The following is an 11,021-nucleotide window of genomic DNA, read 5'->3' on the forward strand; positions in this document are numbered from 1 at the left end:
TCGGTCTCACTGGCAGAAACCCGACAATCCGCGTCACCAATGCTTCCTTCCAGCGCTGATCCTCACGCAGCCCGCTCATTGCATCCCCCCCACATCAAACTCCAGCGGCTTGGCCGGTTTCTGCCCGATCCCGTACCAGTCGAGTTTGCGCGTCAGCACCATGAACACCCCGAGCAGGCCGAACAGCAGCAACGAACCCATCAGCAACGCGTAATCCTCGGCGCTCAGCAAGCCATACAGCAGGCCATACAACGCCGCCAATCCCACAGAAAAACTCAGGCCATGACGCACGCTGTGCAGCACGTGGCAAACATAAAACCCGATCAACAACACACAGCCACTGGCCGACAGCAGATACGCCAGAGCAAAGCCGATGTGCTCCGACAACGACAGCAGCAACAGGTAAAAGAACGCCAGCGCCACCCCGACCAACGCGTATTGCACCGGGTGCACCGCCAGACTCTTGAGCACTTCGAACAGGAAGAAACCAGCGAACGTCAGGACGATGAACAACAGCGCATATTTGATCGCCCGATCACTCTTCAGATATTGGTCCACCGGATCGATGAAACTCACGCCGAAGCTGCGCCCGTTGAACGCCTCGCAGTCATTGCCCATCACGCAACGGCTCATGGCTTCTTGCAGGTTGGTGGAGAAGAACGTGGTCTGCCAATCGGCGCTGAAGCCCTGATCGCTGATCTCGCGTTTGCCCGGCAGGAAGTTGCCGACAAAGCTTGGATGCGGCCAGTTGGCGGCAAGGCTGACGTGACTGCTTTTGCCCACCGGCAACACCTGCAACGAACCGGTGCCTTGCAGACGCAGGTCGAAACCGAAGGTCAGCTCTGTAGCGTTGCGGGTGTCCAGCACCGGCAGCGTGACCCGTACACCTTCGCCGAGCCAGCCGACCTGGGTGCCGGGTACGAAATCCAGGCGTTGGCCGTCGAGTTCCAGTTTCAGCGCGTTTTCGATGCCGCGAATATCGCTGATGCCCACCGCCAGAAACGGCGCATCGAACTGGTAGTCGGCAAAATCTTCCTGGATCCCCAACTGCGCCGGCAACGAGAAATGCCCATTGATGCGATTGTCGGCGTGGAACAGTCGCGCTTCGTAGATACCGCGATTGCGCAGCTCGGTCTGCACCTGGCCGTCGAGCTCGAAGCGCTCCGGCAAAAAATACAGACGACCGCGCTCTTCACTTGGCTCGTCGTAGCGCTGGTTGGTTTTGTCGTTGAGCTTCCAGTTGTGAATCACTTTGCGATACGGCACCACCATCACCGGCCCGCTCAGTTGCTGGCTATTACTGGAGCTGCGGGCAATGTCTTCAAGCACGCCATCGCGCCGTTGCTGGCGGTCATCGATGATGCCGTCAATCATCAGCAGCGGTATCAGCAACAGCAGGATCAGCAGGGCAATCGCCCCGAGCTTGATGGTCAGATTCTTGTTCATGGGACTCTCCCTGTTTGGATGGGCAGAGTCTGGTGTTGATGTATGAGGGGAATGTGGGGGGAATATGGAGATTGTGTGGAGACTGCACCGGCCCCTTCGCGAGCAAGCCCGCTCCCACAGTGACTCAGGTGTAAGCAATATCTGTGTACAACACAAAAACCTGTGGGAGCGGGCTTGCTCGCGAAGGCAGCGACTCGGTATCAGGACAAACGCAAAATCACTTCCACGCCATTCTCGACATTGCGGATCTGCATCAACCCACCATGCAACTTCATCACCTCTTCAACGAAGTTCAGCCCCAAACCGGTGCTCTTGCGCCCACTGTCCGGACGCGGCAATGAGTAAAACCGCTCACTCAGACGCGGCAAGGCGTACTCGGGAATCGCCGCCGCTTCGTTGAACAAGCGCAACTCGACCTGCTCTCCAACACGCTCGGCACTGAAACGCAGCAACCCGCCGACCGGGGTGAAATCCAGCGCATTCTCCAGCAGATTGCCCAACGCCTGACGCAGCAGAAACGGCTCGCCGATCAGCAACAGATCCGACGCAATCGTCTGCTCGACCTTGAGCCGCCGGCCTTCGATCCGCGCTGCCTGCGCCTGCAATAATTCATCAACCAACGCCGCCAGCGGCACCGCCACCCGCTCCTCAAGCCCCTGCCGCTGCTCGACTTGCGCGAGGTTCAACAGGCGCTCGATCAGTTGCTGCATCCGTGCGCTTTCGCTGTCGATGTTGCCGATAAAGCGCAGGCGCTGAATCGCTGGCATCTCATCCTGCAGCAACTCCGCCGCACCGCGAATCGCCGCCAGCGGACTTTTCAATTCATGGGTCAGGGTGTGCACGTAGCGTTCGACGTAAGCCTTGCCTTCGAGCTGGGTGCGCATCTGCTCCAGCGCCGTGGCCAGTTGCTCCAGCTCGCCGCCACGGTAATGCGGCACTTCAACCCGGCGCCCTTCGCTCACTGCTTTTGCGTAGCCGGTCAAACGGTGCAGCGCGCGGCTCAGCCACCACGACAGCAAAGCGCCGAACAGCAGGCCGAGGCCGATCAGCCCGGCACCGTAAAACAGCAAGCGCCGTTCGGTGCGATCGACATAAGGCTGCAACGAGCTGTTGGGCTTGGCCACGGTGACCACACCGATGATCCGCCCGTTATCACGGATCGGCGCGCCGACGTGCATCACCGAGGACGCCGGGTCGTTCGGATCGCTGCGGGTCGAGCGCGCGCCGTATTCGCCGCGCAGGGTCAGGTAGACGTCGTTCCAGCGCGAATAATCCTGCCCGACCGCCACCCCGCTGGAATCCAGCACCACGATGCCTTTGGCGTCGGTGACGTAGATGCGGTGGTTGACCTGGTTTTTCGCCAGGCCCCAGATCGTCGCCTGTGGCTGGCGTTCGCCGTAGGCCCGCAGCAATTCGGGCCAGCGGTTCTCGCTGAGCGTGCCGGCCTTGAAATCATCACGGAGAATTTCCGCCATCAGGTTGGCGGTGTCGACCAGGGTTTCTTCGGTGGACTGGCGCACGCCGGGGCGGATTTCTTCCATCACCGTGTTGAGCACGAAATAACCGGTCAGGCCGACAAACAGCACATACACCAGAAAAATCCGCAGCCCCAGCGACATCAGCTGTGCCCCGGGCTGTAGCTGTAACCGAGGCCGCGATGGGTCTGGATCGGCTCGGCGTCGGCCCGCACCAGACGCAGTTTGGCGCGCACGCTCTTGATGTGGCTGTCGATGCTGCGCTCGTAGCCGGCGTCGGCGGCAACGCCCAGCGCGTCGAGCAATTGCTCGCGGCTGAACACCCGCTGCGGTTGTTCAAGCAGGCATTGCAACAGGCGGAATTCGTGGCGGGTCAGGTTCAGCGGCTGCCCCCGGTAGACGATCTGCACGCGCTCGGGATCGATGCGAAACAGCGCCGAGGAGGCTTCAACCACGGGACGCGGCGCCATGCGCTTGAGAATCGCCCGGACCCGCGCCGCGACCTCACGCGGGCTGAACGGCTTGACCACGTAATCGTCGGCGCCGATCTCCAGCCCCACCACCCGGTCGATCTCGGCGTCCCGGGCGCTGAGGAACAGCACCGGCACTTCACTGAAGCGCCGCAGCTGTTTGCAGGTTTCGAAACCACTGATGTCCGGCAGGCCGATGTCGAGAATGATCAAGTCAGCCGGGGTCTGCCGTTGATGCTCCAGCGCCGCCGCGCCGAGGCTCAGCCACGTGGTGGCAAACCCCTCGCCCTGCAGGGCAAAAATCAGCGTGTCGGCAATCGCCGCTTCGTCTTCGACAATCAGGATATGAGGCATGGCGTCCGAGCCCATGGGTTAAGTGCGCGAACGGTGCCCCAAGCCTGACCTTACGTCAATGAGACCACTTAGCAGTCCGGCTTGTCGGCGGTGAAACGCCGTGCCGGGTTCACTGCCGCGCCGAACTCGCGCAGGGCCTTGGCGCCGATCAGCAGGGGATAGTTGAAGTGACTGCGGTCGGTCAGGTTGACCTCAACGGTGCGCTTGACGTTGCCCAGGCACAGCTCCAGATCGACCACCGGACGCTTGGCGACTTCGGTGACGTCGCGATCTTCATCGTCCTCGTCGGAGCGACTCTTGATCTTGCTGATCCGCGCGACCTTGTGCTCGTAGACCTTGTTATCGGCATCCTTGGTAGCGAGGCGAAAACGCACCCAGTCTTCGCCATCGCGGGTGAAGGTCTCGATGTCCTTGGCCGACAGCGAAGCGGTCAGCGCGCCGGTGTCCATCTTGGCCTTGAGCACCTCACCACCGATTTCCGGCAGCGCGATGTATTCGTAACGCCCGTACAGGGTCGGCTCGGCGGCCATGACCGGCAGGGCGACGAGGGCAAACAGTGCAAGGAGGGATTTCACGTAGAGGGCTTCCTTGGAAAATGAGGGCGTCAGACGCGAGATTTTAGACAGCCATTGGGCAATTCGTTCGCCCTGAATCCGCCTTCGCGAGCAAGCCCGCTCCCACAGGGGATCGGGGATCTGTTGAAGATGGCATGCACACTGAAGATCCACTGTGGGAGCGGGCTTGCTCGCGAAGAGGCCAGCCCTGCCAGCACAGTAATCAGCTCCAGCATAGCCAGCCAAAAGTGAAACATTCGTCACCATCGATTTGGCCTGTCGCCCGAAGCCACTTATCATGGCGCGCCCATCCGCCTTCATAGAGTTGCTTATGCGCCGCCTGCTCACCGGCTGTTTCGTCACCCTGCTGCTGTTGCTCAACACCCTGATTCTGATCGGGCCGTTGCTGGTCTTTGCCCTGCTCAAACTGATTGCGCCGGGGCGCTGGCGCGATTACGCCTCGTGGGCGGTGATGTGGATTGCCGAGACTTGGGCGGAAATCGACAAGCTGATCTTTCGCCTGTGCATCCCCACTCAATGGGACATTCGCGGCGGTGAAAACCTGCGTGGTGACACCTCGTATCTGGTGGTCAGCAACCACCAGTCGTGGGTCGACATTCCAGCGCTGATCCAGACCCTCAACCGGCGCACGCCGTTCTTCAAGTTCTTCCTCAAGAAAGAGCTGATCTGGGTACCGTTCCTGGGGCTGGCGTGGTGGGCGCTGGATTACCCGTTCATGAAGCGCTACAGCAAGGCGTTTCTGGCCAGGCACCCGGAGCTGGCGGGCAAGGATCTGGAAATCACCCGACAGGCCTGCGAGCTGTTCAAGCGCCAGCCGGTAACGGTGGTGAATTATCTGGAAGGTACTCGCTACACCGCGGCGAAAAGCGCGCAGCAGCAGTCACCGTTCAAGCACCTGCTCAAACCCAAGGCGGGTGGCGTGGCATTTGTTCTGGCGGCGATGGGCGAACAGCTGGACGCGCTGCTCGACGTGACCGTGGTCTATCCACAGCAGAAGATCCCGGGATTCTGGGATTTGATCAGCGGCAGCGTGCCGCGGGTGATCGTAGACATCCAGACCCGCGAACTCGACCCGGCGCTGTCGCAGGGCGATTACGAGAACGATCCGCTGTTTCGCCAGCAGGTCCAGAACTGGGTCAACCAGCTCTGGACCGAGAAGGATCAGCGCATCAGCCAACTGCGCGGCGAGCGCGCCTGAATCAGCTACCGGTGCCGGCGCCCCAGATGCTGCCCAGGCTCTGCAGCAGTGGGCCGCCGACGCCTTGATCACCCAGGTACTTGAGCAGCACCGGGGCAAACTGACCGACCATGCCGCTGTCCATGCCCAACGCGCCGAAGGCATTGTTCAGGTCGCTGGTGTTCTTGACGTTACCCAGCGCGTTTTCCAGCCCGGCTGACTTGCCCGACGAGCCGAGCAACCCGCTCAACGCCGCCAGGTTGCCGCTACCGCCCGACAGCTTGTCGATGCCCGGCACTTCTTTGGCCAACTGCGAATAATCGGTGCTGCTCAATTGGTTCTTGGCCAGGCCAAGCATGGCGCTGGTGCCACCGACGGCTTGCTGCGGCGTAACGCCGAGATCGGTGACCGCTTTCAGCAAACCAGCCGTTTCCGAGGTCGGCGCGGCGGCGGTGGCAGCGTTGCCACCCTGCATGCTCGAAGCCGCTTTGGTCACGTCGTCCAGACTGAACCCTGCGAACACCGGGCCAGCCGCAAGGGTCATCAGTGAAGCCAAGGCAATACCGCGTGAAATCTTCATTCAGACATCCTCTTGCGCTGTGGTGACCGCCCCTCAATGGGCGGCAAAACTGCCGATTTGACCGGGTTTCAGCCAGCATGTTCCTCGCCGGCGCATCCATTTTCAGCATGCCCACGTATATAAAACGTGAAACCGCGGATAACCCGAGATGAATGGCACAAGCGCTGTCCCTGAACTAGCCTGTGAACAGCCCGAGCACCGCCCTCGTCGCCCGCCCATTGCCTGGAGAGCCGTCATTTCCATCGCCGACCCCGATCAATTGCGCCAGATGCTGGCCCAGTGCTCACTGGGTGACCGTGCTGCGTTCGAAACGCTCTATCGCAGCGTTGGCCCGCGTCTGCACGGCGTGGCCCTGCGCATCATGGGCCGGGCGGATCTGGCCGAGGACGTGCTGCAGGAAAGCTTCGTGCGGATCTGGAACAACGCCTCGCGCTACGAAGCCCACTTGTCGGCGCCGCTGACCTGGATGATCAACATCACTCGCAATCAGGCCATCGACCAATTACGCAAACAGCGCGAACGGCCGCTGACCGACTTCGAACAGGACACCCTGCCGGACGATGGCCCTTCAGCCCACGACCTGTTGAACAGCAGCCGCGAAGCCAGCGCGCTGCATCGCTGCCTGGACACCCTCGACGGCATGCAGCGCCAGTCGATCAGCGTCGCCTACTTCCAGGGCCTTTCCTGCTCGGAACTGGCCGAACAGCTGGCCGCACCGCTGGGCTCGGTGAAGTCGTGGATTCGCCGCGGCATGGAGCGTCTGCGCAGGTGCCTTGAATCATGAACTACCAGACCCCCGCCCTGCGCCGCGCCCTCGCTGCCGATTACGCCATTGGCCTGATGTCTGCGGCGGCGCGCAGGCGCTTTGAACAATTGCTGCTGGATGACGCAGCACTGCGAAACGAGTTGGCGCAGTGGCAGGAGAGCCTTGCCAGCCTTACCGAAACGCTGCCGGAGCGCCCGGTGCCGGATCGGGTGTGGCAAGGCATCACCGCGCGGATCGAACCGCAAGTGCTGCACGTCCCGGAAAAACGTCCGTTCTGGAACTGGCTACGGGTCACCGCCGCGCTATGTTCGATCGTGATCCTGGTATTCCTCGGCTCGCTGTACAACCGCGACGACGCCCGCTACCGCGCCACCCTGCTGACCGCCGACGCGCGGCCGGCGCTGAAGGTCGAGGCGCATGCCGATTATCTGCAAGTCGAGCCGCTGACATTGGCGGCAGTCGGGCCTGATCGCAGCCTGGAATTGTGGGCGATTCCAGCGGATGGCAAGCCGATTTCGCTGGGGGTGATTCCGGCGGGGGGCAAGGGCAAGGTTGAATTGAGCGCGGCGCAGAAAGTCTTGATCGGCCAGCCGATTGCGCTGGCGGTGAGTCTGGAGCCGAAGGGTGGCTCGCCGACCGGGCAGCCGACGGGGCCGGTGCTTTACCAAGGCGCCTTAGCGGCTCTCTGACTCTGGCACGACAAACCTCTGTGGCGAGGGAGCTTGCTCCCGCTGGGCTGCGAAGCGGCCCAAATCTTGTGTGGGTAATTTTCCTGAGATGCCGCATGTGTGGATTTTACGACGGCTTCGCCGCCGAGCGGGAGCAAGCTCCCTCGCCACAGGTTTAATGCTCATCCCAATAAAAAACGGCGACCTTGAGGTCGCCGTTCTGCACTGCCTGAAGCTTACGCCGCACTGAACAACCGATGCGGATCGATCACAAACTTCTTCGGCACACCGGCATCGAACTCGCCGTAACCTTCCGGCGCCTGGTCGAGGCTGATGACTTGCACGCCCACCACTTCGGCGATGTTGATGCGGTCCCACATGATCGCCTGCATCAGTTGGCGGTTGTACTTCATCACCGGGGTCTGGCCGGTGTGGAAGCTGTGAGATTTGGCCCAGCCCAGACCGAAGCGGATGCTCAGGCTGCCCATTTTCGCGGCGGCGTCCACGGCACCCGGATCTTCGGTGACGTAGAGGCCCGGGATACCGATCTTGCCGGCGACACGCACCACGCCCATCAGCGAGTTGAGCACGGTGGCCGGGGCTTCGGATTTCACGCCGTCATGGCCGTGGCCGCGGGCTTCGAAGCCCACGCAGTCCACCGCGCAATCGACTTCCGGTTCGCCCAGCAGCTCGGCGATCTGCTCGTGCAGCGGCGTGTCCTTGGACAGGTCGACCACTTCAAAACCCTGAGCCTTGGCGTGCGCCAGACGGATGGTGTTGACGTCGCCGATGATCACCACCGCCGCGCCCAGCAGACGCGCCGAGGCAGCCGCGGCCAGACCGACCGGGCCGGCGCCCGCGATATAAACGGTGCTGCCCGGGCCAACGCCCGCCGTCACCGCACCGTGATAGCCGGTCGGCAGAATGTCGGAGAGGCAGGTCAGGTCGCGGATTTTCTCCATGGCCTTGTCGCGATCCGGCAGTTTCAGCAGGTTGAAGTCGGCGTACGGCACCAGCACGTACTCGGCCTGGCCGCCAGTCCAGTCGCCCATGTCGACATAACCGTAAGCACCGCCGGCACGCGCCGGGTTGACGGTCAGGCAGACACCGGTGTGTTGCTCCTTGCAGGAACGGCAGCGCCCGCAAGCCACGTTGAACGGTACGGAAACCAGATCGCCGATTTTCAGGTTCTCGACGTCGGAACCTTTTTCGATCACTTCGCCGGTGATTTCATGGCCCAGCACCAGACCGGTCTGCGCCGTCGTACGGCCGCGCACCATATGCTGGTCGGAGCCACAAATGTTGGTGGATACCACACGCAGGATTACACCGTGCTCGATCTTCCTGCCGCGCGGGTCCTGCATTTTCGGATAGTCGATTTTCTGCACTTCGACCTTGCCAGCGCCGAGATACACCACACCACGATTGCCAGACATGCTTTCACCTCGCTGTTGTTTTTATGGAACCGCGTTGCCCAGACAGGCAGCGCGTTAAGTGCTCGGGTACAGATGCTGATTGTTGTGTTGCCTGTTATGGCCTCATCGCTGGCAAGCCAGCTCCCACAGGTTTCGGGTGGGACTCAAAAATTGTGTACGACACAAATCCCTGTGGGAGCTGGCTTGCCAGCGATGGCGATCTAAAGAACAACGGTTCTGTTGGCGTTCAAAAACACCCTTCTTTCGATGTGATAACCCACCGCCCGGGCCAGGGTCAGACCCTCGATATCGCGCCCCTTGGCAATCAGATCCTCGGGGTAATGACTGTGATCCACCGCCTCGACGCCCTGGGCAATGATCGGCCCTTCATCGAGGTCGTTGTTGATGTAATGCGCCGTCGCGCCAACCAGTTTCACGCCCTTGTTGTAGGCCTGGTGATACGGCTTGGCACCCTTGAACCCCGGCAGCAGCGAGTGATGGATGTTGATCGCCTTGCCATCGAGCTTGCGGCACAGCTCCGGCGACAGCACTTGCATGTAGCGGGCGAGGATCACCAGTTCGGCGCCGGACTCTTCGATCACCTGCCACACCTGACGCTCCTGCGCCGGCTTGTCGTTGGGGTCGAGGGGGAAATGGTAGTAGGGAATCTGGTGCCAGTCGGCCAAAGGCTTGAGATCCGGATGGTTGGATACCACCGCCGCGACGTCCATCGACAACTGGCCGATGCGCTGGCGGTAGAGCAAGTCGTTGAGGCAGTGATCGGCCTTGGAAACCATGATCACCACTTTCGGCCGGTAGTTCGGCGCGGTCAGTTCGAAGACCATGCCGAACGCCTGACCGCGCTCGGCAAGGCCGGCGCGGAAGGATTGTTCGTCGAAACCGTCAGGCTGACGGAATTCCACGCGAATGAAGAAACGGCCCGAGAGCCGGTCATCGAACGAATGGTGCTCGGTGACGTAGCAACCCTGCTCGAACAGAAAACGCGTCACCGCGTCCACCGTGCCGAGGACGCTGGGGCAGTCGGCGGTCAGAATCCATGTGTCTGGGGCGCGGCTCATGGTGCGGTGACTCCTGTTCTTTTGTGCGCGGTGTCTGGGGGATTTTTGCCCCTCACCCTAGCCCTCTCCCGGAGGTAGAGGGGACTGACCGAGGTGTTCTTTCGAGCTACGCCGGCCTGAAGTATCGGGTCGAACTCGGGCTCGAAAACCACACAAATCTGCTCCCTTCCCCCCTCTCCCCCTTGGGGGAGAGGGCTGGGGTGAGGGGGTGGCTCTTGATCTTTCAGGCCTGCACGCTCAGCCCGTACTCGGCCGACGCATCCTGCAACCACAACCACCAGTAATCCGAGAAGCTGCGACGGATCAGCAGTTCCCAGGTGTCTTCGGCGGTGTGGCGAATCATCAGTTGCGATTTGGCGAACACCGTGCCTACCGCTTTGCCGACCGGGAAGTTGTTCGGGTGCACGTCATAGCTGGTGGATTTCATCAGCACCTGCCGTACGTTCGGCCCGCTCAGTTCGAGCACTTGCTGGCCGCCGCTGACGTTGACGATCGCGATGTGCAGATCGCCCAGCGCCTCGCGCAGTTTCTGTTCGGCGGCGAATTCTTCACCGCTTGGCACGATCAGCAGCCACTCGTCCGGGCCCATCCATTGCAGGCTGGTGTCGCCTTTGACGATCACGCTCAGGGCGCCCGGCAATTCAATGCCGAGGGCCTTGTGCACACCGGCGGCGAAGGCTGCATCGTGGCCATCGCCACGAATGGTCAGGTGACCGAGGAGTTTCTTTTCACGCACGATGACGCCGGCGTTCTTGCGACCCTTGCCGACCAGGCTGGCGAGGTCGGCATGGTGCAGCGACGACTCGGCCTTGGCACCGGTGGTCGGGCGTTGTTGGTACACGTTGGCTGTGGTCATAAAGCACCTATCTCAATTCTGTTGGTCCGGTCCTTGTGGTGGCTGTACTGCCGCCTTCGCGAGCAAGCCCGCTCCCACAGGGGACTGATGCCTGACACAAATTCCATTAACGACCCGGAACCTGTGGGAGCGGGCTTGCTCGCGAATCGATCAGACGACT

At 61.6% G+C, this 11,021-nt stretch carries 11 protein-coding genes; 3 read left to right on the plus strand and 8 right to left on the minus strand.

Annotated features, from left to right (window positions below; genetic code table 11):
* Nucleotides 1–75: 75 nt before the first annotated feature.
* The 4 genes from creD to NTD85_RS02105 form a co-directional block, all read right to left on the minus strand.
* The gene (gene creD, locus NTD85_RS02090; protein ID WP_262141303.1) at nt 76–1,446 is read right to left on the minus strand and encodes a cell envelope integrity protein CreD; all 1,371 of its coding nucleotides are present in this window, start codon (nt 1,444–1,446) and stop codon (nt 76–78) included.
* Nucleotides 1,447–1,646: 200 nt separating this feature from the next.
* On the minus strand, nt 1,647–3,065 hold the full coding sequence (gene creC, locus NTD85_RS02095) for a two-component system sensor histidine kinase CreC (RefSeq protein ID WP_262141304.1): 1,419 nt from the start codon (nt 3,063–3,065) through the stop codon (nt 1,647–1,649).
* Nucleotides 3,065–3,745, minus strand: coding sequence for a two-component system response regulator CreB (gene creB, locus NTD85_RS02100; protein WP_103486457.1), 681 nt, complete (start codon nt 3,743–3,745; stop codon nt 3,065–3,067). Before creB ends, creC begins: the two co-directional genes overlap by 1 nt.
* A 68-nt stretch (nt 3,746–3,813) precedes the next feature.
* Complete coding sequence (locus NTD85_RS02105) at nt 3,814–4,320, minus strand: ATP-dependent zinc protease (protein WP_103486433.1); 507 nt, start codon at nt 4,318–4,320, stop codon at nt 3,814–3,816.
* A gap of 310 nt (nt 4,321–4,630) precedes the next feature.
* On the opposite strand from NTD85_RS02105, the gene NTD85_RS02110 reads away from it, so the two are divergent.
* Nucleotides 4,631–5,518: an acyltransferase gene (locus NTD85_RS02110; protein ID WP_262141305.1), complete on the plus strand. Its 888-nt coding sequence runs from the start codon at nt 4,631–4,633 to the stop codon at nt 5,516–5,518.
* A gap of 1 nt (nt 5,519) precedes the next feature.
* Here NTD85_RS02110 and NTD85_RS02115 read toward each other — a convergent pair whose 3' ends face one another.
* The gene (locus NTD85_RS02115; protein ID WP_103521264.1) at nt 5,520–6,077 is read right to left on the minus strand and encodes a DUF2780 domain-containing protein; all 558 of its coding nucleotides are present in this window, start codon (nt 6,075–6,077) and stop codon (nt 5,520–5,522) included.
* Nucleotides 6,078–6,225: 148 nt separating this feature from the next.
* Between NTD85_RS02115 and NTD85_RS02120 the strand changes: the two genes are divergently transcribed.
* Both NTD85_RS02120 and NTD85_RS02125 read left to right on the plus strand, forming a co-directional pair.
* Nucleotides 6,226–6,861 carry an RNA polymerase sigma factor gene (locus NTD85_RS02120; RefSeq protein WP_262141306.1) on the plus strand — a complete coding sequence of 212 codons (636 nt, stop codon included), beginning with the start codon at nt 6,226–6,228 and terminating at the stop codon, nt 6,859–6,861.
* Nucleotides 6,858–7,532, plus strand: coding sequence for an anti-sigma factor domain-containing protein (locus NTD85_RS02125; protein ID WP_262141307.1), 675 nt, complete (start codon nt 6,858–6,860; stop codon nt 7,530–7,532). Before NTD85_RS02120 ends, NTD85_RS02125 begins: the two co-directional genes overlap by 4 nt.
* 215 nt (nt 7,533–7,747) lie before the next feature.
* On the opposite strand, the gene fdhA is transcribed toward NTD85_RS02125, so the two are convergent.
* The 3 genes from fdhA to NTD85_RS02140 all read right to left on the minus strand — a co-directional run bounded on the left by fdhA (nt 7,748) and on the right by NTD85_RS02140 (nt 10,861).
* A complete protein-coding gene (gene fdhA, locus NTD85_RS02130) occupies nt 7,748–8,947 on the minus strand; it encodes a formaldehyde dehydrogenase, glutathione-independent (RefSeq protein WP_103484819.1) in 1,200 nt (399 codons plus the stop codon).
* A 200-nt stretch (nt 8,948–9,147) separates the two neighbouring features.
* Nucleotides 9,148–10,005, minus strand: coding sequence for a formyltetrahydrofolate deformylase (gene purU / locus NTD85_RS02135; RefSeq protein ID WP_003228959.1), 858 nt, complete (start codon nt 10,003–10,005; stop codon nt 9,148–9,150).
* Nucleotides 10,006–10,228: 223 nt separating this feature from the next.
* Nucleotides 10,229–10,861 (minus strand): sarcosine oxidase subunit gamma, encoded by a 633-nt coding sequence (locus NTD85_RS02140; RefSeq protein WP_262141308.1) that lies wholly within the window; start codon nt 10,859–10,861, stop codon nt 10,229–10,231.
* Nucleotides 10,862–11,021: the final 160 nt, after the last annotated feature.

Origin of the sequence: Pseudomonas sp. 13B_3.2_Bac1 (assembly GCF_025466205.1) — a bacterium.
Taxonomy (GTDB): Bacteria; Pseudomonadota; Gammaproteobacteria; order Pseudomonadales; family Pseudomonadaceae; genus Aquipseudomonas; species Aquipseudomonas fluorescens_H.